This window comes from Actinophytocola sp. (assembly GCF_036378875.1).
Classification (GTDB): Bacteria; Actinomycetota; Actinomycetes; order Mycobacteriales; family Pseudonocardiaceae; genus Actinophytocola.
Map to the genome: position 1 here is coordinate 80,860 of NZ_DASUVO010000086.1, position 25,411 is coordinate 106,270.

Genomic DNA, 25,411 nt, shown 5'->3' on the forward strand with positions numbered 1-25,411 from the left:
CGTGAGTGAGTTCGCCGGGTTGACCGCGGTTGTCACCGGTGGTGCTTCCGGTATCGGGGCGGCCGCCGCGGCGATCATGGCCGACCGGGGTGCTGAGGTCGCGGTGCTCGACCTGAACCCCGAAGGCGCCAAGCACGGGTTTCGTTGCGACGTCTCGAACGACGACGAGGTGCGTGCCGCGATCGAGGGGGTCGGCGAGCGGTTCGGCGGGATCGACGTGCTGGTCAACAACGCGGGCATCGGCGCGCAGGGCGACGTGGCCGCCAACGGCGACGCCGAGTGGCACCGGGTGCTCGACGTGAACGTGGTCGGCATGGCACGCGTGACCCGTGCCGCCCTGCCGTACCTGCGCCGGTCGAATACAGCGGCCGTGGTCAACACCTGCTCGATCGCGGCGTGGGCCGGGCTGCCCAGCAGGGTGCTGTACTCGGCGAGCAAGGGCGCGGTGCTCGCGTTGACGCTCGCGATGGCCGCCGACCACCTCGACGACGGCATCAGGATCAACTGCGTGTGTCCCGGCACCGCGGACACCCCGTGGGTCGGCCGGCTGCTCGACTCCGCCGCCGACCCGGCCGCTGAACGCGCGGCGCTGCAGGCCCGTCAACCCATGGGCCGGCTCGTGACCGCGGAGGAGGTCGGTCACGCGATCGCCTACCTCGCAAGCCCTCTGTCCGGATCGACGACCGGGACCGCGCTCGCGGTCGACGGTGGCATGTTCGGCCTGCGTCCTCGACCGCGGGCCACCAGCTGAGACTCTCCCCTGACGAGCATCAAGGAGGATGCGATGCGCAAGACCATCGGCGTGGTCGCGACGGTAGCCGCGTTAGCGGTCGCGGTCGGCGGTTGTGGCTCCACACAGGACACGGCGGGCGGTGGTGGGGGCGGTGGGGACGGCAAGATCGGCGCGACCGTGCCGCTGTTGACCTCGCCGTTCTGGCAGGCGTACAACAACTACGTGCCGCAGATGGCGAAGGCGGAGGGCCTCGATGTCCTGCCGACCGTCAACGCGGACAACAACACCCAGAAGCAGATCACCGACATCAACAACCTCCTCAACCAGGGCGTCAAGGGTCTGGTGTTGACCCCGCTCGACTCCGCCGCGATCGTCGCGGGCCTCAACCAGGCCGAGCGCAAGGGCGTGCCGGTCGTGTCTGTCGACGTCCGGCCGGAGTCCGGCAAGGTCGCGATGGTCGTGCGGGCCGACAACAGGGCGTACGGCAGCAAGGCGTGTGAGGTCATCGGCGAGAAGGTCCAGCAGGGCAAGGTCATCCAGATCATGGGCGACCTCGCGTCGATCAACGGCCGGGACCGGTCCGAGGCCTTCCGCGACTGCATGAAGTCCAAGTACCCGGGGATCACGGTGCTGGAGATCCCCGCGGAGTGGAAGGCGGAGAAGGCCGCGTCCGGCCTGGAGAGCCTCCTGACCGCCAACCCGGACGTCAGGGGCATCTACATGCAGGCCGGCGGCGTCTACCTCGCACCGACCCTGCAGGCGTTGGAGCGCAAGGGACTCAAGTTCCCGGTCGACGACCCGAAGCACATCGTGACGGTGTCCAACGACGGCATCCCGCAGGAGCTGGAGGCGATCCGCAACGGTGAGCTGGACGCGACCGTCTCGCAGCCGGCCGACAGCTACGCCAAGTACGGCATGTACTGGCTGAAGAAGGCGATGGCGGGGGAGACCTTCAAGGAGGGCCCGACCGACCACGACAGCACCGTCGTCGAGGCGTCCCCGGGCATCCTCGAGGACCAGCTGCCGGCACCGGTCGTCACCGCGGAGAACGTGGACGACGACGCGTTGTGGGGCAACACGCTGTGAGCGGAGCTTGCGGAGCGAACCGTCGCCACGAAGCGGTCGAGGGGGCGGCGTGACGACGGTCGTCGAGGCTGTTGACGTCGGCAGGCGCTACGGGCCGACCGTGGCGCTCGCCGACGTCAGCCTCACCGTGGCAGCCGGCGAGTCGCACGCGCTCGTCGGCCGCAACGGGGCGGGCAAGTCGACCCTCGTGACCATCCTCACCGGACTGTCCAAACCAGACACGGGAGTGGTGACGTTCGGCGGTGAGCCGGCACCTCCGCTCGGTGACCGGGAGGGCTGGCGGAGCAAGGTCGCCTGCGTCTACCAGCACTCGACGGTCATCCCGCACCTGACGGTCGCGGAGAACCTGTTCATCAACCGGCAACCCACCCGGCGCGGCGTGATCTCCTGGTCCCGCCTGCGCCGCGACGCCCGTGAGCTGCTGGACTCCTGGCGGGTCGCGGTCGAGGTGGACCAGCCGGCCGGCGAGTTGTCCGTCGAGGACCGTCAGCTCGTCGAGATCGCGCGTGCGCTGTCCTACGGCGCCCGGTTCATCGTGCTCGACGAGCCGACCGCGCAGCTGGACTCCGACGCGATCGGCCGGTTGTTCGTGCGCATGCGGGAACTGCAGGACGCCGGGGTCACGTTCCTGTTCATCTCGCACCACCTCCAGGAGGTGTACGAGGTCTGCCAGGCCGTGACGGTGCTGCGGGACGCCCGGCAGGTGCTCACCGCACCGGTCGCGGAGGTCACCCGCACGCAGCTGATCGACGCGATGACCGGCGAGAGCGGCGGTCTCACGGTGGTCGACGCCGCCTCGCGGGACCGGGTGGCGGCCGACGCGGCGGACGTGCTGACCGTCGCCGGGCTGTCCGGCGACGCGTTCACCGACATCTCGTTCGGCCTGCGGCGCGGCGAGGTGCTCGGCATCGCCGGCTCGAACGCGAGCGGCAAGCACCAGGTCGCGGAGACCATCTACGGGCTACGGGCGCCGACCGCGGGTGTCGTCGAGGTCGGCGGCCGCTCCTTGCCGCGCGGCGACGTGAAGGCGGCGCTGCGTGCCGGCATCGGTTGTGTGCCACGGGACCGGCACCACCAGGGTCTCGTGCTGGGTATGTCCATCGCGGACAACTCCGCCATGTCCATTCTGGACCGTATGGGCTCGGCGGGGCTCGCCGCGCCGGGCGCTCGGGCCGCGGTCGCCACCAAGGCGATCGCCGAGTACGACATCGTCGCCGCCGGCGCGGATCAGCCGACCGACGCGCTGTCCGGCGGAAACCAGCAGAAAGTGGTGCTGGCGCGGGCCTTGGCGAGTGACCCGTCGGTGCTGGTGCTGATCAACCCGACCGCCGGCGTCGACGTGAAGTCGAAGGAGGCGCTGCTCGGCCAGGTCGAGCGGGTACGCGCCGAGGGCAAGGCGGTCCTGATCGTGAGCGACGAGCTCGACGATCTCCGGCCATGTGACCGGGTGCTGGTGCTGCGTGCCGGCACGCTGGTCGCGGAGCACGAGGCCGGCTGGTCGGTGGGCGACCTGGTGGCCGACATCGAAGGAGTCGCATCGGATGACTGACGTCCTGCCGGGGGAGCGCAGAGCCACCCTCTCGGCGGCGAAGAAGAGCTCACGTATCCCGCGCCTGCGCGAGCTGGCACTGCTGCCGGCGCTCGCGGTGCTGTTGATCATCGGCGCGGTCGTCAACGAGAGCTTCCTGACCGCCAGCAACCTGATCAGCATCCTCGGTGCGTCCGCCGCGCTCGCGCTGGTCGTGCTGGGCGAGTCGCTCGTGCTGATCTCCGGCAAGTTCGACCTGTCGCTGGAGTCCACTGTGGGCATCGCGCCGGCCGTTGGCGCGCTGCTGGTGATCCCGTCCGGGTTCGGCACCGAGTGGCCTGCCTTCGCCGGCATCGCGGTCATCCTCGTGGTGGGCGCGGTGATCGGCGTGTTCAACGGGTTCCTCATCGTGAAGCTCAAGCTGAACGCGTTCATCGTGACGCTCGCGATGCTGATCATCCTCAGAGGACTCCTGGTCGGCGCCACCGAGGGCAAGACCCTGTTCGACATGCCGGAGGCGTTCTTCACGCTCGCCACCGCCACGTTCATCGGGCTGCCGATCTCGGTGTGGCTGGCCCTGATCCTGTACGGGCTGGTCGGCTTCGGCCTGCGCTACCACCGGGTCGGCCGCTCTCTGTACGCGATCGGCGGCAACCGGGAGGCCGCACGGGCCGCCGGTATCAACACCGACCGCATCTCGTGGCTGGTGTTCGTCGTGGCCGGCGTACTGGCCGCGCTCGGCGGACTGGTACTGACCGGCTACGTCGGCGCGATCAACGCGAGCCAGGGCGACGGGATGATCTTCCAGGTGTTCGCGGCCGCGGTCATCGGTGGCATCTCGCTCGACGGTGGACGCGGCACGATGTTCGGTGCGCTCACCGGTGTGCTGCTGCTGGCCGTGGTGGAGAACCTGCTGACGCTGGCCCAGGTGCCGTCGTTCTGGACACAGGCCGTGTTCGGCGGGATCATCCTGGTCTCGCTGATGCTCGCCCGGTTCACCGGGGGCAAGCCGCAAACCTAGAGAGGGCGGTCATGGTCGGCCGAGCCGAGTGCGTTGCGCAGCCACTGTTCGACGCCGGCGACGTGCACGGTCGCCCACGACCGCGCCAGTTCCGGCTCGCGGCTGGCGATGGCGTCGAAGATCGCGCGGTGCTGCTCTCGGGTCTTCGCGACCGCGCCCTCCTGTGTCAGGCCGCGCCAGATGCGGGCACGGGTCGTCGGCCCGGACAGGCTGTCGATCAGCGAGCACAGCACCGGGTTGCCGCTGCCGAGCGCGATGCGGCGGTGGAACTCCAGGTCGTTGGTGACGAGGGCCTCCACGGTGGGCGACTCCTCGAGTCCTTCGAGGAGCTTGCCCAGCTCCACGATGTCCTCTTCGCTCATCCGGCTCGCGGCCATCGCCGTGGCGGCCGGCTCGAGGATCCTGCGCACGGCGAGGAAGTCGAGCACGGTGTCGTCGCGGTGGAAGTCCACCACGAACGTCATGGCGTCGAGCAGCAGCTTCGGTTCCAGGCTGGTGACGTACGTGCCGTCGCCCTGCCGCACGTCGAGGACGCGGATCAGGCACAGCGCCTTCACCGCCTCCCGCAACGAGCTGCGCGACAGACCGAGGCGCTGGGCGAGGTCGGCCTCCTTGGGGAGCCGGTCGCCCGGCGCGAGCTCACCCGAGATGATCATGCCCTTGATCTTGTCGATCGCTTCGTCGGTGACCGGCATGGCATGACCTTTCAAAAGCTTGGATGTGTCTTCCTAGAGTGCCACGAAAGGTGAACAGATGCGGGTAGCTCTACACACTCGGCTCAAGCCGGGTCGGGAGGCGGAGTACGACGAGGTGCACGCCGTCATCCCGCGTGACCTCGAAGTCGCGTTGCGTGACGCGGGCGTGTCGTCGTGGGCCATCTTCCGGGACGGACAGGACCTGTTCCACGTGCTGGAGGTCGAGGACTACCAGTCCATGCGGCACGCGCTGCGGGACCACCCGGCGAACGTGCCGTGGCAGCGGCGGATGGCGGAGCTGCTCGATGTCGAGGACGACTACTCGGGCAACGACATGGGTCTCAAGCTGGTGTGGGAGTTGCCATGAGCGAGCTGAAACTGGGACTGGGATGCGCGCAGCTCGGCAACCTGTACCGGGCGATGACCGACGAGACCGCGCACGCGATCGTCGAAGAGGCCTGGGCGGGCGGGATCCGGTACTTCGACACCGCGCCGCACTACGGGCTCGGGCTGTCGGAGCGCAGGCTGGGTGCCGCGCTGGCCGGGCGGCCGAGGGACGAGTACCTGATCTCCACGAAGGTCGGCCGCCTGCTGGAGGAGAACCCTTCGTACGCGGGGGAGCGGGACGACGAGGGCTTCGACGTGCCGGCCACAGTGGTCCGCCGCCGTGACTACTCGCGGGACGGCGTGCTCCGCTCGCTGGAGTCCAGCCTGGACCGGCTGGGCGTGGACCGGATCGACATCGCGTTCGTCCACGACTGCGAGGACTACGTCGATGAGGCGCTGGCGGGGGCGATACCCGCGCTCATCGAGCTGCGGGAGCAGGGCGTGGTCCAGCGCGTCGGGCTCGGCATGAACTTCGACACGGTCCTCGCCAGGTTCGTCCGGGAGACCGATGTGGACACCATCATGCTGGCCGGCCGGTACACGTTGTTGGAACAGCCGGCGCTGGACGAGCTGCTTCCGTTGTGCGTCAAGCGTGGTGTGCGGGTGATGGCGGCGGGCGTGTTCAACAGCGGCATCCTGGCCACGCCGACGCCCGGCCACACCTACAACTACGAGGAGGCGCCGCGGCCGCTGGTCGAGCGGGCACAACGGATCGCGGACGTGTGCGGGCGGTTCGGGGTGGAGCTGCCGGCGGCGGCGATCGCGATGGTGGCGGCCCACCCGGCGGTCGACTCGGTCGTGCTCGGGGCGAGCTCGGTCGATCAGGTCACCGCGAACCTGGCACGTGCGTCGGTCGAGGTGCCGCCTGCGCTCTGGCCGGCGCTGGTCGAGGAGGGGCTGTTGCGTGAGGATCGTTGACGCGCACCACCACCTGTGGGATCCGGCCCGCCGCGACTACGAGTGGCTGGCCGGGCTCGACCCGATCAGGCGGGCCTACACGGAGGCGGACCTGCGAGCCGTGACACCCGCGTCGGCGACGGTCCTGGTGCAGACGCTGCCTTCCGTGTCGGAGACCGAGGAGTTCCTCGCGATCGCGGCCTCGTCGCCCCTTGTCGCCGGCGTCGTGGGCTGGGTGGACCTGTGCGCCCCGGATGTCGCGGAAAGACTGGCCGCACTCAGCGAGGTCCCCGGCGGCGACCGTCTGGTTGGGATCAGACATCAGGCACAGGACGAGCCGGACCCGGAGTGGCTGGTGCGCCCGGAGGTGGTGCGGGGCATCACCGCCGTGGCGGCGGCCGGCCTGAGCTACGACATCCTGGTGAAACCGGCGCAGCACGCGGCCGCGGTGGCGCTGGCCGACGCCGCGCCCGGTGTTCGGCTGGTGCTGGACCACGCAGGCAAACCAGCCGTGGCGGACGGCGGCTACGAGCCGTGGGCGGCGTTCGTGTCGTCGCTCGCGGCAAGGCCCAACGTGTCCTGCAAGCTGTCCGGTCTGGTCACGGAGGCCGACTGGGCGAAGTGGACGGTCGAGGAACTGCGCCCGTACGCGGCACACGTGCTGTCCGAGTTCGGCCCCGACCGCGTGATGTTCGGCTCCGACTGGCCGGTGTGCGAGCTGGCGGCCACCTACGAACAGGTGTACGAGGCCACGCGGACGTTCACCGGCGAACTGTCCACTTCGGAGCAGGAGGAGGTGTTCGCCGGCACCGCGACCCGCGCCTACCCGCTCACAGGTGCGTCCTGAACACCGGCCCCGGCGCTCGAAGAATTCCGCTAGACCGCGCGGCCGAACTCGCCGGTCACGTTCTCCAGTACGGCGCCCAGGTGCCAGCCGCCGCGTAGCCAGCCGCTCAGCGTCGGGTCGGCCTCCACGTGTACGCGAACCAGCGCGGGGCGGGCCTTTCCGGCCATGCTGACCCGCGCGTGCCGTGTTCCGCTGCCCGGCCAAGGCTGCACCAACCGGCCGCGCGTCCGGAACGGGATCGAGAAACCGAGCGCGTGCACGGAGACCCGCACCGACCAGTCCCGACCCTCGGCCGTCATCTTGGTCGCGGGGGTGCCGGTGAAGTGCGCCAACGTCTTGGGCAGCGCCCAGTTCACCCGCCCGCCGACCACGCTGGCGGGCGAGTCCACGGCGATGAAAGGAACCGTTGCCGCCACACCGCGCCCGGACAGCAGCCCCACCACACCGACGATCTCGTCGTAGGGCCCGACCGGTGTGTCGTCGTAGCTGATCAGCCCGCCGACCACCGTCGCGACCCGCCCGGCCACCGGGCCGGCCGCCTGTCGCGCCGCACGACTCGGCGATCCCTGCCACACGACGGCCCGCATCGACGTGCGCCACGGCGCGGGCGGCGCTTCCCCAGGCAGGTCAACATCACCGGCGAGGGCGGTCTGGGGCACACCCCGCAGGTTGAGCATGTCGTCCCGGTCCACCCGCCCGATCGTACTCACGCGCGCCCTACCGAACACCGACCGCGTCGGCCATGTGGTCCGGTTCGTCGAAGTCGCGGCCGCGCACGGAGTTGGCGGTCTCCAGCCCGGCCGCCACTCGCTTGGCGTGCCGGTCGTAGAGGACGGTGTAGACCGCGGCCGACAGGTTGGTGCAATGCCGGGTGGGGATGACCACGAAACGGTGGCACACCTCCAGCACAGCACGGTCCAGCGAGCCGTCCTCCGGGCCGAACACGTACACCGCGTTGTCCGGATGCGTGAACTCGATCAACGACTCCGCGTTGCGTCGGAGCTCGACCGCGACCGGCACGGCCGTCGAGTCGAAGGCGTCGAACGGTCGGTCCGCGTGGCGCAGCTCGACGTCCTGGTAGCCCCGCATGCGCTCTTCCCGCGGCAGCCGAGACCGCCGCTCGCCGACCAGCCGCACGCGATCCCCGGTGAACCAGACCTGCCCGATCCCGTAGCAGGACGCAGCGCGAACCGCCGCTCCCACGTTGTGCGGGAACTTCGGATCGATCAACGCGACGGCCGGTGTGCGGCCGTCGCCGCGCCGCACCGGTCCGGTGTGTATGCCCACCGCCTCATTGTCGACATTCGTCGCTGATCGCTCCACACATTTGCGGTAGCGGTACGCGTGCACCGCGAGCGGGTGGGCTACTGGAACCGGTTCGGCACAGGGCTGGAGGTGGACCTGACTCGCGAGCAGTTCCGCCAGGAGGAGACCGTGGTCGGTGGCCAGGTGGTCCAGCGACCACCTGGCCGGCCACGACGGTGCCTCGAACAGTACGACCTGCTGCGCGGCCGCGTGCTGGACCGTCTCAGCTCACGGTGATCAGGTCCACGTCGAGAAGGCTTGCCACGGCGCGGAGTTCCGCCAGTCGGTGTCCCGTGCCGAGTGCCCAGTGGTGTCCGACGCCGCTCGCCGACCAGTCGTCGGTCCACTCGCCGGGGTCGCGGCCGAAGTCGACGCGGCTCGTCGTGTTACCGATCTTCATGTGGGGGCCGTCGGCGACCACGCCTTCCGCGGCGACGAGGGTGTAGCGGCCGTCGCGGGTCTGGCCGACGCCCAACAGCGTGACCGGGCCGGTCGCGACGTCGAACTCCACCGACACACCCCAGCCGCGTTTGCCGTGGAACACGCCCAACCCGCGCAGCAGCGGCTTCTTCGCCGAGATGGCCAGGTGCGCCGGTCCGTCGTGACCCATCTCCACGTGGCCACGCGTGAAGTCGAGCGCCTGGAACTCGGTGAAGGAGCCGCCGGCACCCAGTACGTCCATGATCAGCATGGCGAGGCTGGTACGCAGTTCGTACTCGCCGGCCGCCGGCACGCCTCGCGCGGTCAGCAGACTCGCGCCGAGAATCATGCCGGCGCCCAGCCGTTCGTGCTGCTCGCCGTTCAGGCCCCGGTGGTAGTAGGCGATGCTGTCGAGGTCGAAGTCGGCCACCAGCCGATCAAGACCGACCGACACCCGGGCGCCCCACGCGAAGTCCTCCTCGTTGACCGAGTCGGTCACCTCGAAGATCTCCGAGGCCTCGGCTACCCGGGCGTCTACTTCGGACTGCGTGACCTCCTCCACGCGCACGCGGAGGTCGTCGAACTCCAGCACCTCGACATGCCCGCCGAAGTGCGCGTTGACCATGGCGAGGTCCGTCGACACGTCGTACATGCCGGGGTACAGGTGCCCCATCAGCCCGTGTCGGCCGTGCCGCAACACCTTTCGCACGCCGGCGGCCCGGATCCACGCGCCGATGCGTGCCCACGCCCGCTCGTCCCGCAGGTACCCGGACACGCTGCGGAACTCGACGCCCGCGCGGGTGAACGCGTTCGCCATCTCCGGCAGCGGGCAGGCGCCGCAGTACGCCAGCCACTGTCCTGTGTCGAACGTGGCGTGGTCCATGGACTCGGTGGGCTGCAGGTTGATCAGCAGCACCGGCGCGCCACTGCGTTGCGCCACCGGCATCAGCATCGTCGCGGTCAGGTAGGTGGTGAGGAAGCCGACGATCAGGTCACAGCCGGCCGCCCGCAGCTTCTCCGCGGCCACGGCGCCTTCCTGGGCGTCGGAGATGAACCCGACGTCCACGATGTCGGCGTCGTAACCGGTGATCCGCTCGCTCACGTACCGCGAGGACTCCTGCAAGGTCGGCAGCAGATCCGGGAACTGCGGCCAGTACGCCCCGAGCCCACCAGCGATCAGCCCGATCTTCGGTCGCCGCTTCACCTTGTACCTCCTTTAACCGATCCGGAAATCTGCCACCCGAATCGGCGACGGTGTCGTGCCGGACGATCGCTGCTGGTACAGAACGGAAAGCGCGCCGTTCACGTGGTCCACATTGACCTCACCGAACACGTTCATGCCCGGCCGGTCGAACAGCGTCGTCCAGTCGGTCCAGCCACTTGCCTTGGACGCGGCCACGATCTTGCCGAACGGCATGATCAGGTACGCGTTGTCACTCCCGTCGAACACGATCCGCGTGCGACCCGTCGCGTTCGGCGGGATCGGCACCTCACGCTTGGTCCACGAGCCGGTGGCCGTCCGTGTCAGGTGGAACGTGCGACCCCACCGGGCGCGGTCGGCGGCATAGCCCGTGACGCACTGGGTGAACCGGCCAGGCACGTAGCTGATGATCACGTGCGGAGTGCCCGTCGAGTCGATGGCCTGGCTCTCCTGGTTCATCAGACCGTGGTTGGGGTCCAGCGGATCCACGACCAGTGACTGGTTGACCGCGATCGGCGTGGCGACGGAGGCGCCGCTGTTCGAGCGCCAGGTGCGGCCCATGTCGTCGCTGTACACGTAACCCGTGTCGTGGTTGGTGAGCCCACCCTGGTTGCACAGCACACCCGTGTTGCCTTCCCGCCACGTGAACGCGGCGTGCAACCGGCCACGCGAGTCGTAGGTGAGCCCGTGCAGGTACATGTTGCGGGTCGTGCTCACCACACCGTTCGGGGCGGTCCAACTGCCGGTCGCGGAGGTCCACTTGCCGAGCTTGCGCCACGTCCCGTCGTACTCCGCCAACTCGTTGGTGCCGTTGCCGGAGCCCCCGGTCCGGAAGCTCAGCTGCAGACGTCGGTCCGGGGTGACGACGAACTGCGGGTAGCTGATGTTGCCGAGGTCGACGCCGTCCAGGTTTCGTTGCACCGCACCGAAGTCCGCGAGCGACCAGCTGGCAGGTGGCGCGGACACCAGACCGGCCCTGGACTTCACGTAGAAGACCGGCGTGTTGTGGGTGTCCATCGCGATGTGCAGCCGGCCGTCCCGCGGCGAGATCCCCAGGGAGATCACGTTGTGGGAGTCGTTAGTGGACAGTTGGTGCGGGAGAACCACCTTCTGCCACGTGGTCGACGCCACCCGACGGCGGGCGACGACCGCGCTGCGGTCCGCCGTGTACCAGGTCGCGTACTGGTAGCCGGCATAGGTCACGATCGCGTCCTGTTGGTACGACTCGTTGTTCACCAGGCCGTCGAAGGACACGAAGTACAGCGCGGTCGGGTCGAGTTGGGTGTCACGCAGTAACGTGACGGCGGGCGCCGCCGCCGGCGCGGCGACTGCGGTGACGGTAGGTCCGGTAAGAAGCAGGCAGGTGAGCAGGACACCCAGCCGTCTCATTTCATGCCCCCCAACCAGCCGCGGCGCCGTCCGCTCGCTCGGTGCGGATCTTCTCGAAGTAACCCGACCGGCGGTACGCGCCGAGCGGGTCGGGATCGATGCCGAGGTCCGCGCGAACCTCGGCGAGCAGCGGTCGCACGTCGGTGGCGAACGCGTCGGTCAACGCCGCGTTGGCCTCCAGCACGTCACCGTTCGCCTGTGCCGTGCGCAGCGCGTCCTGGTCGACGAGCAGTGCCTTCGCCGTCGCCTCCTGTACATTGAGGACGGAACGGATCAGCGCGGGGATCTTCGGTTCGATGTTGTGGCACTGGTCGAGCATGAACGCGACGCCCGCGCTCGCGTCCAGCCCACCGCCCAGCACGATCTCCACCATGATCCGGAACAGCTGGTACGGGTCCGCCGCGCCCACCATCAGGTCGTCGTCTGCGTAGAACCGCGAGTTGAAGTGGAACCCGCCGAGCCGGTCGCGGTGCAGCAGGAACGCCACGATGAACTCGATGTTGGTGCCCGGCGCGTGGTGGCCGGTGTCCACCAGCACATTCGCCTTCGGCCCGAGGTCGACGCAGTGCGCGTAGCTCGTGCCCCAGTCCGGCACGTCCATCGTGTAGAACGCCGGCTCGAACAGCTTGTACTCCAACAGCATCCGCTGGTGGTCGCCGAGCCGGTCGTAGACCCGGTGCAGTGCTTCGGAAAGCCGTTCCTGCCGGCCGCGGATCGAGTCCTGGCCTGGATAGTTGGTGCCGTCGGCGAACCACAGCGACAGGTCCGCCGACCCGGTCACGTCCATGACGTCGACGCACTCCAGGAGGTGGTCGAGTGCCTTGCGGCGCACGGCCTCGTCCGGGTTGCAGACGCTGCCGAGCTTGTACTCGTTCTCCTGGAACACGTTCGGGTTGATCGCACCGAGCGCGACGCCCTGTTCCTTGGCGTGGCGCGCGAGGTCACCGTAGTCGTCGACCCGGTCCCAGGGAATGTGCAGCGCGACCGACGGTGCCACCCCGGTGAAGCGGTGCACCGTGGCCGCGTCGTCGACCTTCTCGTACGCGTTGCGCGGCACTCCCTCCTGCGCGAACACCTTGAACCGGGTGCCGGAGTTCCCGTACGCCCACGAGGGTGTCTCGATGTGCTGGTTCCGCAGGGCCGCCTTGACGGCTGAGTGGTCGGTCATCAGATCTCCTAGTCGAGGTGGAAGACCTCCTGCAGCGGCGTGATGCCCTCGTCGGGCGCGCCGCCACCAAGCCCTTCGAAGAAGGGCGCCATCTCGTTCTGCCAGCGGGCGTTCACGTCCCGCTCGGCCATGCCGGCCAGCGCCGCTTCGAGATCGTCCGTCTCGAAGTAGCCGACCAGCAGGCCGTCCGGCCGGAGGAACAGCGAGTAGTTCCGCCAGCCGGTTTCCCGCAGCGCGGCGAGCATCTCCGGCCAGACCTCGCCGTGCCGCAGGGTGTACTCCTCGAGTCGGTCAGCCTTGACCTTCAGGAGGAAACAGACTCGTTGCAACGGAGACATGACTCGCTCCGCAAGCTCCGTTCGGTCAGAAGTCGAAGTCGTCGATGTTGTCCGCGTTGAACTCGGTCGGCGGGCCGAGGATGATCTCGCCGTCCTTGCCGATCGTGTACTCGCCGAGCTTGCCGGCCTCGAACTTCTCGCCTTCCTTGCCGCTGATCTTTCCGGAGGCGAGCGAGGCGGCCGCGTAGCCGGCCAGGTAGCCGAGCTCGGTCGGGTTCCACAGCGCGAACGCGGTGACCGTGCCGTCCTTCACGAACTCCCGCATCTGGTTCGGCGTGCCGAGACCGGTCAGCTTCACCTTGCCCTTGTACGGCGAGGAGGACAGGTACCGCGCGGCCGCCGAGATACCGACGGTGGTCGGCGCGATGATGCCCTTCAGGTTGGGGTAGGTCTGCAGCAGAGCCTGCGCCTCCTGGAACGACTTCTGGTCGTCGTCGTCGCCGTAGGCGATCTTCACCAGCTTGACGTTGGCGTACTCCGGCTTCTTCAGTTCGTCTTCCATGAACTTGATCCAGGTGTTCTGGTTCGTCGCGTTCGGCGTGGCCGACAGGATCGCGATCTCGCCGCTGCCACCGATCTGCTCGGAGACCATCCGTACCTGGGAGCGGCCGATCTCCTCGGAGTCGGCCTGGTTGACGAAGATCTGCCGGGCGTCGACCGCGGCGTCGGAGTCGTAGGTGACGACCGCGATGCCCTTGCTCATGGCGTCCTTGAGCGCGGGCGCGACCGCGTTGGGGTCGTTGGCGGCGATGACGATGGCGTCCTGCCGCTGCTGGATGAGCGTGTTGATGTAGGAAACCTGGGAGGACGCGGACGCGTCGGACGGGCCGACCTCCTTGCCCTCGCCCTTCAGCTCGCTCACCGCGTCGACGCCGCCCTTGTCGACCATCACCTCGTACGGGTTGTCGATCTCCTTGGGCAGGAAGGCGATCTTCAGTCCTTCCTTGATCGGCGCGTCCGGGTTGGCCGTGCCCTGGGTCGCGGTGCCGCCGTCGCCGGCGGCCTCGTCAGACCCCTTCGTGGTCCCGCCGCAGCCGGCCACCAGAGTCAGCGCCAGACCGGCGCTCAGCGTCCACAACAGACGGTTTGAGCGGAACATCCTTGGTCCTCCTCGGTTTGAACACGACCGGGACGAGTACCGAGAGAATCAGTAGCAGGCCCGTGATGACGTTCTGGATCTCGTTGCTGACATCGTCGAGGAACAGCACGTTGCGAAGTCCGGCCATGGCGAGCAGCGCGGTCGCCACGCCGAGCACGGTGCCGCGCCCACCGAAGATCGACACCCCGCCGAGCAGCACGGCGGCCACCGCGACCAGTTCCAGGCCGTTGCCGTTGTCCGCGCGGGCACTGTTGTAGCGCAGGGTGTAGATCAGCGAGGCCACGGCGGCGAGCCCGCCGGACAGTAGGTAGAACGAGAACGTGATGCGGTTGACCCGTATGCCGGAAAACCGCGCGGTCTCCTTACCAAGGCCGATTGCGTAGAGCGACCGGCCGACGGTCGTCATGTGCACGCCGACCGCGATCAGGGCACCGACGACGAGCACGAGCAGGGTCGCGTACGGCAGGAACGTCCCGCCGATCGAGTCGGTCGCGAATGGACGGTAGTTCTCGGGGAAGCCCGTCACCGCCCGGTCGCCGAGCAGCACGTACGCGAGCCCTCGGTAGAGCCCGAGCGTGCCGATGGTGACCGCGAGAGACGGCAGTCCGAACCGGACGATGAGGACCGCGTTCACCGAGCCGAGCGCGACACCGGCGAGGAGCACCAGGGGAATGATGGTCTCGAAGGACATGCCCACGTCCCAGAGGGTTCCGGTCAGCGCGGAGCAGAACCCGAGCGTGGAGGCGACGGACAGGTCGATCTCTCCGGTGAGGACGATCGGCAGCAACGCGAACGCGAGCAGCGCCACCTCGCTGTAGTCCAGCAGAAGGAAGCTGATGTTGCCCTGCTCGGCGAACCCGTCGCTCGCGGACCCGACCACGAACACGACGACGCAGAGCACGAGAAGCACGGTTTCCCAGCGCAGCAACCTAGCCAGCACGACGCACCGCCCTCTCTCTGCGCAGGCGTTCGGCGAGCCGCACCATGAACGCCCGGTCCAGCGAGATGGCGACCAGCAGCGCGGCACCGTCGACCGCCCGCTGCCAGAACGCCGGCACACCCAGGATGGGCAGCGCGCTGGTGATAGTGGTGAGCAGCAGCGCCCCGAGCGCAGCGCCCACCACGGTGCCGCTGCCACCGAAGATGGCGATCCCGCCGACGACGACCGCCGCGACCACGGCCAGCTCGCGCCCGGTGCCGACGGAGGCGTTGATGGTGCCGAAGTAGGCGGCGTGCATGACCCCGCCGAGCCCGACGAGCGCGCCGGAGATCACGAACGCCCCGAACACCCGCCGCCCGGTGGGGATACCGGCGAGCCGCGCGGCGTCCGGGTTCGACCCGATCGCGTAGAGTTCCCGTCCCGCGCGGAAGTTGTGCAGGCCGTAAGCCGTGATGGCGAGGACAACCAGCGTGATCAACGTGAGATTGGGGATGCCGAGCAGCGAGCCGCTCCCGAGGCTCAGGAACCCTTGCGGCATCTGGTAGGCGTTGATCTGGGTGGTGTCGGTGCCGGACGCCCAGGCATAGTCGATGCCGCGGAAGACGTAGAGCGTGCCGAGCGTGACGACGAGCGCGGGCACCTTGGCGATCGCGACCAGCGCGCCGTTGATGGCCCCGCACACAGCACCGAGCGCGATCCCGGCGAGCACGACCACGATGACCGGAAGATCCTTGTCCAGCAGGAAGAGCTGCCCGCTGAGGTAGGCGGACAACCCCATGACCGAACCGACGGACAGGTCGATGTTCCGCGTGATCACGAGCAACGCCTGCCCGATCGCGAGCAACCCGATGATCGACGCGTTGAGGAAGAGGTCGTGGATCCCCTGCCCGGAAAGGAAGCTGGGCCGAGCCACCGTGGCCGCCACCACAACAGCGACAAGCGCGACGACGATCCCAAGCTCCCGCCCGGCAAAGGCGGACTCACGCGCGGAGGGCTTGATCACCGCGCACCCCCGCTTGACGGAGCAACCGCGCCCGGGCCGTTGCGTATACAGCCCCCACCCGATCCCGGGGGCCGGCCCCGGGTCCATTCTACTGGTAGGGACCGACAAAACCGCTGGTCAGCCTGGGCTGTGGACAACTTTTCCCGACGAGCCCGAGCGAATGGGACTCTCGTCCGGGTTGGGCGGGTGAACCTGTTCACCGTTACCGGTCGGGGCCCCAAAATTGTCAGTGCCGGCCGGTAATGTGGAAACCGGGGGGCCCCCGGGCGCCTCAGCCCGATGATCTTGCTGTCCGCGCACGCTGCGGGTGTTGCTGCCGTGGGCGGTGTCCGGTGCTGTGTCTGTGCCAGTGTCTTGAAGGACGCTTTCCTGTCGTTGAGTGTCGTGAGCGCGTCTTTCAGGACGTGGGTGGTGTCGTGAACGCGTCTTTCAGGACAGTGCGTCTCGCCATGCAGCGCCTGCCGAGCCCGCAAAGGTGACGATTCCCGGGAAGCGCTCGCGTGCCTGAGTCCGATGACTTTGCTGTCCGCGCACGCTGCGGGTGAAGTGGGCAGCGCCCGGCGGCGTGTCTGTGGCGGTGTCTTGAAGGACGCTTTCCTGTCGTTAAGTGTCGTGAGCGCGTCTTTCAGGACATGGGTGATGCCGTGAAGGCGTCTTTCAGGACAGTGCGTCTCGCCATGCAGCGCCTGACGAGCCCGCGACGACACCCGGCAAACCCTCGCTGCACCGAGACTGAATAAGACTTTCGCTCGGGTTGGGCGGGTGAACCTGTTCACCGTTGCCGTTCGCGCGACCAGAAGTGTCGGTGCCGGCCGGTAGAGTTGAAACCGGGGGGCCCCCGGGCGCATGAGTGGGACTTTCGTGTGCTCGCGTGCGGAAGGAGTCGTCACTTTCCGCCTCCCGTCGCCGCCTGCAGCACCGTCTCTTCCGTTGCTTCCTCTTTGGACAGTTCGGCCGTGAGTCGGCCCTCGTGCATCACCAGGACCCGGTCCGCCATGCCCAGTACCTCGGACAGCTCCGACGAGATCATCAGCACCGCGATCCCCGACGCTGCCAGCTCCGACAGCAGCGCGTGCACCTCGACCTTCGCGCCGATGTCGATGCCTCTGGTCGGCTCGTCCACGATCAGGACGACAGGTTCCGTGGCGAGCCACTTGCCCAGCACCACCTTCTGCTGGTTCCCGCCGGACAGCGTGGCCACCGGGTCGGCGAGCCGCGCCCGCTTCACGCCCAACCGGTCCGCCCACCGCGCCGCCTGCGCGCGCTCCCGCGACCGGCTCATCACACCCCACCGCGACACCGCCCCCAGCCGCGGCAGCGTGGCGTTCCGCTCGATCGACAGGTCGAGGATCAGCCCCTGCTCACGCCGGTCCTCCGGCACCATGGCCACCCCGGCCTCGATCGCCGCCCTGGGGTTGCCGAGCGGTAGAGGCCGTCCGGTGATCGTGACCTCGCCCGCGTCGACCGCGTCGACACCGAAGATCGCCCGCGCGACCTCCGAGCGGCCCGAGCCCACCAGCCCGGCGAGCCCGACGATCTCCCCGCGCCGCACCGAGAACGACACGTCCGCGAACACCCCGGCCCGCGTCAGCCCCGACACCGCCAGCGCCTCGTCGCCCGCGGAGTCGTCGCGGGACGGGTAGAGCTGCTCGACTGACCGCCCGACCATGCTGCGCACGAGTTCGTCCCGGCTCAGTGACGACATCGGCGCCGACGTCACGAGCGAGCCGTCCCGCAGCACGGTCACCCGTTGACAGATCTCGTACATCTCCTCCAGTCGGTGCGAGATGAACAGCAGTGCCGCACCCGTGGCAGCCAGCCGCGACGCCACCCGGAACAGCCGCTCCGCCTCCACAGTGGACAGAGCGGCGGTCGGCTCGTCCATCACGATGATCCGCGCGTCCGCCGACAGCGCCTTGCCGATCTCGATGATCTGCTGGTCGGCGATGGACAACCCGCGGGTGACCCGGTTGGGGTCGATCGGCACGCCGAGCGAGTCGAACAGCTCCGCGGCACGCTGGTTCATCGTCGCGCGGTCGATGCGGCGGAACGACCGCAGTGGCTGCCGGCCCATGAACACGTTCTCCGCGACTGTGAGGTCGGGGAACTGCGTCGGCTCCTGGTGGATCACCGCGATGCCGTGCTGCTGTGCCTCACGCGGGCCGGCGAACTCGACCGCGGTCCCGTCCACCAGCACCTCGCCCGCGTCGGGTCGGTGCTCGCCGCCGATCACCCGCACGACCGTGGACTTGCCCGCCCCGTTCTCCCCGGCTAGGCCGTGGACCTCGCCGGCGTGCAGCTCGATGGAGACGCCACGGAGCGCGCGCACAGCGGCGAACGACTTGTGGACGTCGCGCAACTCCAAGAGCGGAGGCACCAATGCCGTCACGAGCGCTCACCGCCTGCACCGTCCGTGAAACGTTTCAGGCAACCTAGCCGAGCGTCGGCGAGCCCGTCAAGACACCCGTTTAGTCTCGATCCGTGGCACCCTTTCCCATCACGATCGACGAGCTGACCGCCGACCCGCACCCGGCGCTCGCGCGGCTGCGGGCAATCGAACCGGTGTCGTGGGTGCCGGTTCTCGATGGCTGGTTGGTAACCAGTTACTCGTTGGCGCAGCAGGTGATGCGGGACGCCGAGACGTTCACAGTGGACGATCCCCGGTTCTCGACGGCGACGGTCGTCGGGCCAAGCATGCTGTCGCTCGACGGCACGGAGCACGCGCGGCACCGCGAGCCGTTCGTGGCGCCGTTCCGCCCGACGCCGATCCGGGACCGGTTCGCCGGGGTCGTCGAGGTCACGGTGACACGGCTGCTCGACGGACTGGCGCCGGCCGGCCACGCCGAGGTGCGGGCGGACTTCGCCGGCCCGCTGGCAGTGGCGGTGATGGCCACCGCGCTGGGGCTCGCCGAGCCGGACGCCGACGCGGTGCGGTCGTGGTACGCGGCACTCGTCGAGTCGGTGTCCGAGGTGACGGCCGGGCGTCCACCCACCGCGGCGGGCGCGGCGGCGGTTCGTGCCCTGCGGGAGAGCGTCTCCCTCCACGTGGACGGGCTCACCCCGGACGAGGTGGTGTCGAACGCGGCCGTGTTGATGTTCGGGGGCATCGACACCACCGAAAGCATGATCGCGAACCTGGTGTTGCACCTGCTCGAGCGACCCACACTGCTCGCCGAGGTTCGGGCCGACCGGTCACTGCTGCCCGGCGCTATCGAGGAGTCGCTGCGACTGGAGCCGGCGGCCGCGGTGGTTGACCGGTACGCCACCCGGGACGTCGAAATTGGTAGCGCATACATCGCCTCGGGTGACCTCGTCCGGGTGTCGATAGCCGGCGCGAACCGGGATCCGGCTGTGTTTCCCGACCCGGACATCTTCGACGTGCGACGCCGCAACGCGAGGGCCAATCTCGCGTTCGCGTTGGGGCCACATTTCTGCCTCGGCGCGAGGCTGGCCCGCGCCGAGGCAGAAATCGCGGTCAACGGGTTGTTGGACCGCTTTCCGGCGCTGCGGATGGCAGCGCCGGCCTCCCCCTCTCCAGCAGGTCTGGTGTTCCGCAAACCGCCGGCGCTCTTCGTACGCTGGGATTAGTGGACCGTCTCCCCCCGTGTGAAATCGGATTCACCCTTCGTTCCTCCCCACCTCGGTTGACGTCAGGTTTACGGTGGTTCGACGTTGTTCGACAGCGTCAACGGGGGCGGACAAAGTGGGGGAGCGGCCATGCCGCGTCCGGAACGACCGGTTGATCCGGCTGAGGGTGCGATACAGGAATTCGCCGTCACGCTGCGTGAGTTACGTGAGCGCGCGGGCGGGCCGACCTACCGGTCGCTGGCGGACCGCACCGGTCTCTCGGTGTCGACGCTGGCCGACGCGGCAGGCGGTCGGCGGCTGCCGACGCTCGCCGTCGCGGTCGCGTACGCGGTGGCCTGCGGCGGCGACGAGCACGAGTGGGCAGCGCGGTGGCGGGCGGTCGCCGCCGGGCAGGCGTCACCCGAACGTGCGCCCTATCGGGGGATGGCGGGGTTCCGCGGCGAGGACGCAGACCTGTTCTTCGGGCGCGAGCGCCTGGTGGCCGAACTCGCCGACCGGGTGCGACGGTTTCCGGTGACGGTGGTGCTCGGCGCGTCCGGCGCGGGAAAGACGTCGCTGCTTGCCGCCGGGCTGGTGCCAGCACTGGCCGAACTCCGTCCGGTGATCATGACTCCCGGCGCGTGCCCGGTGGCGCCGGAAGACCCGGAGTTGCTGATCGTCGACCAGTTCGAGGAGCTGTACACGCTGTGCGCCGAGGCGGACCGGGTCCGCTTCCTCGACGATCTGCTGTCGCGGTCCGACCTGCGCCTGGTGGTGAGCGTGCGGGCCGACTACTACGGCCGCCTCGCCGAGCATCCCGCGCTCGCGGACGCATTACGCACCAACCAGATGTTGGTCGGGCCGATGGACGCGGACGAGCTGCGTGACGCGGTGACCCGACCCGCCGCCGCGGTCGGCCTGTCCGTGGAACGGGCGCTGGTCGCGACCGTGTTGCAGGAAGCGAAGGGGCGGGCCGGGGTGTTGCCGCTGCTCTCGCACGCGATGCTGGAGACCTGGCGGCGACGGCGCGGCGCGGTGCTCACGCTCGCGGGGTTCGAGGCGGCCGGTGGCATCGACGGCGCGGTGGTGCGCACCGCCGAGGAGGTGTACGGCGCGCTCGACCCGGTGCGGCGGAAGCTCGCCGCCGAGGTGCTGCTGCGCCTGCTCGCCATCGACGACACGATCACCCGGCGCCGTGTCGACCTGGGCGACGTGGTCAGCGTCGACCCCGGGGCGGGCGCGGTGCTCGACCGGCTCGCCGACGCACGGCTGGTCACCATCGACAGCGGCACGGTCGAGATCGCGCACGACGCGATGCTCACCGCGTGGCCGCGGTTACGTGCGTGGATCGACGACCATCGCGACGCGGTCCGCGCTCACCGCAAGATCAGTGAGGCGGCGCGGATCTGGGTCGAGAGCGACCGGGATCCGTCCGCGCTCGCGACCGGCGCCCGACTCACCCTGATGAAAGCGCATACATCCGCGTTGGCGGGGATCCTGCGGCTCAACCGCGTGGAGAAGGACTTCCTGGGGCAGAGCGACACGCAGGCCCAGCGGGCCAGGCACGCGGCGCGACGACGCACGCTGCGGCAGCGGCTGCTGGTCCTGGCCTCGGTGTTGGCGGTCGTGGCGGCGGCCGTGTTCGCGACGGTGGCCGATGAGGCTCGGCGCGACGCCGTCGCCGCTCGCGACGTCATGCTGTCCCAGCGGATCGCGTCGACCGCGCAGCAGGTTCGGGTCACCGATCCGGCGGTCGCGGCCCAGCTCTCGATCGCCGCGTACCGGCTCGCCCCGACCAGCGAGGCGCGGTCCGCGCTGCTCGAATCCTCGGCCACGCCGCTTCCGGCCCGATACCCCGGTGGCGGGTCGGCCGCACTGGCCGCGTCGTCCGAAGGCGTGGTCGCGGTGGGAGACAGCAACGGCTGGGTCCTCCTGCTCGCGCGGTCCGGTGCAGCGATGAGCCGTCTCGGCTCCGTGCCGCCCACCCGCGAGAACTCACGCGTGAATGCGCTTACATTCTTTCCGGGCGGACGAATTCTCGCGGTCGGCTACGACTGGGGCGAGGTCAGGCTGTGGGACGTCTCGTCTCCCACCGGTCCCAGGCCTCTCGCCTCGTTGGCATCCGGCGATGCCGCGCCAGAAGACATCGCCGTCAGTCCGTCGGGGACGGAGATCGCGGTCGCCAGGGCTGGCGAGGTCGCGCGTTGGGCCGTTGACACACCCAAGCGGCTACGTGAACTGCCCAGCCTGCTCGCGCCCGCACGGGTTCGGTCCGTCGCCTACTCGCCGTCCGGCGACCGCCTGGCGTTCGGCAGCGAGTCGGGCGCGGTGCACGTGTGGTCGGTCGCCGATCCGCCGGCCGAGGTCGCGGTACTGCCGTCGGCCGACCGGCCGGCGCCGGTGGTGTGGTTCTCGCCGGACGGGCAACTGCCTGTCCGGGCCCCGAAGGACGCCACGGTGCCGGAGGAGGACACGATCAAGCTGTGGGACGTCTCGTCGTCCCCGCCGCGACCGGGCCGCCCGCTCGGCGGGCTGTTCGAGTTCCTCGTCACGACGGCGTCGCTCAGCCCCGATGGCCGGTACCTGCTCGCCGGGAGCACGGACTCGACGATCTACCTGCTGGAGACGGCGACGTGGACGGTCGTGCGGAGCCTGCCGCACCCGGAGATCGTCAACGGCGCGACGTTCACCGGGGACGGGAGCGCGGTCGTCACGGTGACGTCCGACGGGACGGTGCGCCGGTGGGACATGCGAAACGTGGCCCCCATCCGGGGGCCGGCGTCGATCGGCGGCACGCGGTTCAGCGCGGACGGCACCCGGCTCGCCGTGTTCGCCGGTGGTGACGTCTCGGTGTGGGACACGTCGGACCTGGGTGCCCCGGTGCTCCTGACCCGCGGATTGACGGGACCGTTCAGCGGCGCGGGCGACATCTCCCGTGACGGACGCTTGCTCGCGGCCGGCACGCTCGACGGTGACGTGCTGCTGTACGACCTCGCGGATCCGGTGCGGCCACGCCGGATCGACGTTCTCGGCGGTCAGGCGAGGAAGGTCGACAAGGTCGTCTTCAGCCCGGACGGCACGACACTCGCCGCAGGTGGTGAGGACACGTCGGTCCGCATCTGGGCGCTCACCCCGGGCGGCGCTCGGCTCGCCTCGGTGTTCGCGGTGCCGGGCGAGGCGGTGCTCGACCTGAGTTGGCGGCCGTCCGGCGGTGATCTCGCGGTCGCGAGCGCGGACGGTCACGTGTACCTGCTCGATGTCGCCGACCCGGAATCACCCCGCCAGATGGCCAGGATCGACGCGGCGAACAACGCGGTGTTCAGCCGCGACGGCACGTTGTTGGCCACCGGCGGTCCCAGCGGCGGCGTGCAGATCTGGGACGTACGTGATCCCGCCGCGCCACGCCGGCTCGGCGCCACCGCCGCCGGTGCGACGGGGCGAATCCTCGAGCTTTCCTTCCACCCGCACGAAAACCTGCTCGCGGCAAGCGTCATCGACGGCACGGTGTCGTTGTGGGACATCAGTGATCCGACGCGTCCGACGCGTACCGCCGTGCTGGCGAACGCGGGATCTCCGCTCAACACCGCGGTTTTCCATCCGGCAGCGGACCTGCTGGCGGCCGGGGGCGACGACCGGGTCGTGCGCACGTGGCACACGGATGAAAGCGCTGTCATCGCGGACATCTGCGCAAGCATCGGCGACCCGATCACACAGCGGGAATGGCGCACGCACGTGCCGGACGTGCCGTATACCCCGCCCTGTCGCTAATTACCCCAGATGTAGAGGCCAATGCCGCACAGCAGGAGGGAAACGGCGCTTGTCACCGTCCGCACCGCGTTCCACCGCCGCCAACGCGGGGAGAAGTCGGCCCAGCGCTGTCGCCAGTCGGTGGAGGTGCTGTTCTCGAGGGCGTTGTTGAGGGGAATGTTGATCCGGCCGGTGATGACGTGACTGCCGACGAGATAGACGACGGCCGCGGCGAGGGTGAGGTAGGCCGAGGTGTTCTCGTCCAGCCCCAGCAGCAGGAAACCGGTCGCCGCACTCGTGATCAGCGGCCCGATGAAGATCGTGAGAAAAGCAGGGTTGATGATCGCGACGTTCATTTTCCGCATGGCCTCGACGGCTTTTTCCGGATCGGCCTTATCGAGCCCGGGAACGACCGAGTTCGAGTAGGCGAAGTAGACACCGAACACCGCGGCGAGCAACACGAGGTTCAGGAAGGCGGCGATGAGGGTCAGGGTCAGCAAGGCCAGCTCCAGGCGTCGATCCCGTTTCGGTGAAATGTGAGGCTACGCGGCCCGATCCGCCCGCGAACGCCGAAATGTACGAGGTGGACGGCCGAGCATGTTCCCCGGACGATCCGCACCGGGCCGCCGGATTGCCGCCCTTGGGCGGGCCAGTTCAACCCTCGGCCCACGTCGGTAGGCGCACGAGTGTCCCATTCGCTCGGACTGGCCACCGAAAGTTGTCCACAGGGGCTCGCGACCTGGGGTTTTGTCTGTGTCGGTTGGTACGATGGCCTCGGGGTGGCCCCCCGGGTATGGGTGGGGGATGCCTACGCAACCATCTGTGTTGGCGTTGATCATGAAACCGCTCACGTGATGTCGGGGCGTTGAACCCGGGCGGTGTTTCGCGGGCTGACGGCGGGCAGTGCCCGTTTCGCGGGTGGTTCGAGTCGGTGGCGGTGCGAGCGTCCTTCATAACGCCCGGCGTGAGGAGGGCTCCCTTCACCACCGCCCTTGCCTCAGGCCGGTTCCGCGGATGTCCTGAAGGCACCTTCGGGGCGGTCAGCGTCCTCAAGGGCACCCTCAAGACATCAGCCACCATCGGGCGGTGCGACCCAGCTCGCCCGCCCGGAGAAACAAGACGTTGACGAGCTCCTCCGGGTATGGGTTGGGGATGCCTACGCAACCATCTGCGTTGGCGTTGATCATGAACGCGATCTTCGCCCGCGAGTCCTGAAAGGGTGAGGCTGCCCGCTCGGGCCCTCGTTACGGTGCCGCTCAGGGTTCCTCGTTCGGGTTCCAGTTCAGGAGGCGGACCTTGCTGACCGTCTGCACGTGCCGGCGCATCGCGGCCGCGGCGGCCTTGGGGTCGCTCATGCGGATGGCCTGGGCGATCTTGTGGTGCTGCGTCAGCGACCTCGTCGGTCGGCCGGGTTGGCGGAGCGACTCGTTGCGGCTTTCCGCGATCTGCGTGGCGATCGAGCGCATGAACTCGGCGAGCAGCCCACTCCGCGCCGCCGCGGTGATGGCCTCGTGGAAGCGGCGGTCACCCTCGATGCCCGGTTCGCCGCGCTTGATCTCCGCGCCCATGTAGGCGAGCGCGTCGTCGATGGCGTCGAGGTCGTCCTTGGTGCGGCGCTCAGCGGCCAGCTCGGCCAGTTTGGTCTCGATCGCCTCGCGCGCTTCGAGTACCTCCGGCAACCGGCGCCGCCGCTCGACGAGTTCCTCGACAGGCGCGGCCTCGAGCCTGTTGGTGGTCAGGTACGCGCCGCCACCATGCCGGATGTCGATCAGACCCTGGGCCTCCAACACCACGAGCGCCTGCTTGACCGAGGCCCTGCTCACCCCAAGCCGGTCCGCCAGCTCGCGTTCCGACGGGAGGCGGTCGCCGGCGCCCAGATCCTTCTCGGCCACGTGCGCGCGGATGCGTTCGAGCACCTGCTCGTACAGCTTCGATCGGTTCATCCGGCCGAGCGCTTCGGTCATCCGGCCACGTTACCGCCACCAAAGTGGCTCAGCCACTAGACCACTCACCCACTTGACAGTCGCCCTCGCCGCGAGC

At 69.2% G+C, this 25,411-nt stretch carries 23 protein-coding genes; 10 read left to right on the forward strand and 13 right to left on the reverse strand.

Going from position 1 to position 25,411, the window contains the following annotated elements:
- Window position 1: 1 nt before the first annotated feature.
- Genes VF106_RS24935 through VF106_RS24950 form a run of 4 tightly spaced genes read left to right on the forward strand, consistent with a single transcriptional unit; the run spans window position 2 to window position 4,368 of the window.
- Window positions 2-751, forward strand: a complete 750-nt coding sequence (locus tag VF106_RS24935) for an SDR family NAD(P)-dependent oxidoreductase (protein ID WP_330842303.1) — start codon at window positions 2-4, stop codon at window positions 749-751.
- Between the two features lie 33 nt (window positions 752-784).
- Window positions 785-1,819 (forward strand): sugar ABC transporter substrate-binding protein, encoded by a 1,035-nt coding sequence (locus VF106_RS24940; protein ID WP_330842244.1) that lies wholly within the window; start codon window positions 785-787, stop codon window positions 1,817-1,819.
- Between the two features lie 49 nt (window positions 1,820-1,868).
- Window positions 1,869-3,368, forward strand: a complete 1,500-nt coding sequence (locus VF106_RS24945) for a sugar ABC transporter ATP-binding protein (protein WP_330842245.1) — start codon at window positions 1,869-1,871, stop codon at window positions 3,366-3,368.
- The gene (locus tag VF106_RS24950) at window positions 3,361-4,368 is read left to right on the forward strand and encodes an ABC transporter permease (protein ID WP_330842246.1); all 1,008 of its coding nucleotides are present in this window, start codon (window positions 3,361-3,363) and stop codon (window positions 4,366-4,368) included. The genes VF106_RS24945 and VF106_RS24950 overlap by 8 nt, the downstream gene beginning before the upstream one ends.
- Here VF106_RS24950 and VF106_RS24955 read toward each other — a convergent pair.
- Window positions 4,365-5,063: a FadR/GntR family transcriptional regulator gene (locus VF106_RS24955; protein ID WP_330842247.1), complete on the reverse strand. Its 699-nt coding sequence runs from the start codon at window positions 5,061-5,063 to the stop codon at window positions 4,365-4,367. The two genes, VF106_RS24950 and VF106_RS24955, sit on opposite strands and share 4 nt — an antisense overlap.
- 58 nt (window positions 5,064-5,121) lie before the next feature.
- On the opposite strand from VF106_RS24955, the gene VF106_RS24960 reads away from it, so the two are divergent.
- Genes VF106_RS24960 through VF106_RS24970 form a run of 3 tightly spaced genes read left to right on the forward strand, consistent with a single transcriptional unit; the run spans window position 5,122 to window position 7,194 of the window.
- Window positions 5,122-5,430 (forward strand): L-rhamnose mutarotase, encoded by a 309-nt coding sequence (locus VF106_RS24960; protein WP_330842248.1) that lies wholly within the window; start codon window positions 5,122-5,124, stop codon window positions 5,428-5,430.
- On the forward strand, window positions 5,427-6,368 hold the full coding sequence (locus tag VF106_RS24965) for an aldo/keto reductase (protein WP_330842249.1): 942 nt from the start codon (window positions 5,427-5,429) through the stop codon (window positions 6,366-6,368). The genes VF106_RS24960 and VF106_RS24965 overlap by 4 nt, the downstream gene beginning before the upstream one ends.
- Window positions 6,361-7,194 (forward strand): amidohydrolase family protein, encoded by an 834-nt coding sequence (locus VF106_RS24970; RefSeq protein ID WP_330842304.1) that lies wholly within the window; start codon window positions 6,361-6,363, stop codon window positions 7,192-7,194. The genes VF106_RS24965 and VF106_RS24970 overlap by 8 nt, the downstream gene beginning before the upstream one ends.
- 29 nt (window positions 7,195-7,223) lie before the next feature.
- Here the strand turns inward: VF106_RS24970 and VF106_RS24975 are convergent, their stop codons facing one another.
- Together VF106_RS24975 and VF106_RS24980 are read right to left on the reverse strand one after the other, a co-directional pair.
- Window positions 7,224-7,886 (reverse strand): acetoacetate decarboxylase family protein, encoded by a 663-nt coding sequence (locus VF106_RS24975; RefSeq protein WP_330842250.1) that lies wholly within the window; start codon window positions 7,884-7,886, stop codon window positions 7,224-7,226.
- A gap of 25 nt (window positions 7,887-7,911) precedes the next feature.
- Entirely contained in the window at window positions 7,912-8,481 is a 570-nt protein-coding gene (locus VF106_RS24980) for a TrmH family RNA methyltransferase (protein WP_330842251.1), read from the reverse strand.
- 57 nt (window positions 8,482-8,538) lie between these two features.
- Between VF106_RS24980 and VF106_RS24985 the strand changes: the two genes are divergently transcribed.
- Window positions 8,539-8,736, forward strand: a complete 198-nt coding sequence (locus VF106_RS24985; protein ID WP_330842252.1) for a YunG family protein — start codon at window positions 8,539-8,541, stop codon at window positions 8,734-8,736.
- On the opposite strand, the gene VF106_RS24990 is transcribed toward VF106_RS24985, so the two are convergent.
- From VF106_RS24990 to VF106_RS25025, 8 genes are all read right to left on the reverse strand, one after another.
- Window positions 8,723-10,123 carry an L-fucose/L-arabinose isomerase family protein gene (locus VF106_RS24990; RefSeq protein ID WP_330842253.1) on the reverse strand — a complete coding sequence of 467 codons (1,401 nt, stop codon included), beginning with the start codon at window positions 10,121-10,123 and terminating at the stop codon, window positions 8,723-8,725. The genes VF106_RS24985 and VF106_RS24990 overlap by 14 nt on opposite strands.
- A 12-nt stretch (window positions 10,124-10,135) precedes the next feature.
- On the reverse strand, window positions 10,136-11,509 hold the full coding sequence (locus VF106_RS24995; RefSeq protein WP_330842254.1) for a BNR repeat-containing protein: 1,374 nt from the start codon (window positions 11,507-11,509) through the stop codon (window positions 10,136-10,138).
- A gap of 1 nt (window position 11,510) precedes the next feature.
- Window positions 11,511-12,677 carry an L-rhamnose isomerase gene (gene rhaI / locus VF106_RS25000; RefSeq protein WP_330842255.1) on the reverse strand — a complete coding sequence of 389 codons (1,167 nt, stop codon included), beginning with the start codon at window positions 12,675-12,677 and terminating at the stop codon, window positions 11,511-11,513.
- An 8-nt stretch (window positions 12,678-12,685) separates the two neighbouring features.
- Window positions 12,686-13,015, reverse strand: coding sequence for an L-rhamnose mutarotase (locus VF106_RS25005; RefSeq protein ID WP_330842256.1), 330 nt, complete (start codon window positions 13,013-13,015; stop codon window positions 12,686-12,688).
- 25 nt (window positions 13,016-13,040) lie between these two features.
- Window positions 13,041-14,114, reverse strand: a complete 1,074-nt coding sequence (gene rhaS, locus VF106_RS25010; RefSeq protein WP_330842257.1) for a rhamnose ABC transporter substrate-binding protein — start codon at window positions 14,112-14,114, stop codon at window positions 13,041-13,043.
- Window positions 14,023-15,054, reverse strand: a complete 1,032-nt coding sequence (locus tag VF106_RS25015; RefSeq protein ID WP_330842258.1) for an ABC transporter permease — start codon at window positions 15,052-15,054, stop codon at window positions 14,023-14,025. Before VF106_RS25015 ends, rhaS begins: the two co-directional genes overlap by 92 nt.
- Window positions 15,044-16,057, reverse strand: coding sequence for an ABC transporter permease (locus VF106_RS25020; protein ID WP_330842259.1), 1,014 nt, complete (start codon window positions 16,055-16,057; stop codon window positions 15,044-15,046). The genes VF106_RS25015 and VF106_RS25020 overlap by 11 nt, the downstream gene beginning before the upstream one ends.
- A gap of 886 nt (window positions 16,058-16,943) precedes the next feature.
- The gene (locus tag VF106_RS25025; protein ID WP_330842260.1) at window positions 16,944-18,446 is read right to left on the reverse strand and encodes a sugar ABC transporter ATP-binding protein; all 1,503 of its coding nucleotides are present in this window, start codon (window positions 18,444-18,446) and stop codon (window positions 16,944-16,946) included.
- A gap of 92 nt (window positions 18,447-18,538) precedes the next feature.
- On the opposite strand from VF106_RS25025, the gene VF106_RS25030 reads away from it, so the two are divergent.
- Window positions 18,539-19,645, forward strand: a complete 1,107-nt coding sequence (locus VF106_RS25030) for a cytochrome P450 (RefSeq protein WP_330842261.1) — start codon at window positions 18,539-18,541, stop codon at window positions 19,643-19,645.
- A gap of 129 nt (window positions 19,646-19,774) precedes the next feature.
- The gene (locus VF106_RS25035) at window positions 19,775-23,392 is read left to right on the forward strand and encodes an nSTAND1 domain-containing NTPase (protein WP_330842262.1); all 3,618 of its coding nucleotides are present in this window, start codon (window positions 19,775-19,777) and stop codon (window positions 23,390-23,392) included.
- On the opposite strand, the gene VF106_RS25040 is transcribed toward VF106_RS25035, so the two are convergent.
- Window positions 23,389-23,871: an anthrone oxygenase family protein gene (locus tag VF106_RS25040; protein WP_330842263.1), complete on the reverse strand. Its 483-nt coding sequence runs from the start codon at window positions 23,869-23,871 to the stop codon at window positions 23,389-23,391. The genes VF106_RS25035 and VF106_RS25040 overlap by 4 nt on opposite strands.
- A 756-nt stretch (window positions 23,872-24,627) precedes the next feature.
- Window positions 24,628-25,335, reverse strand: coding sequence for a FadR/GntR family transcriptional regulator (locus tag VF106_RS25045; RefSeq protein WP_330842264.1), 708 nt, complete (start codon window positions 25,333-25,335; stop codon window positions 24,628-24,630).
- Window positions 25,336-25,411 lie beyond the last annotated feature (76 nt).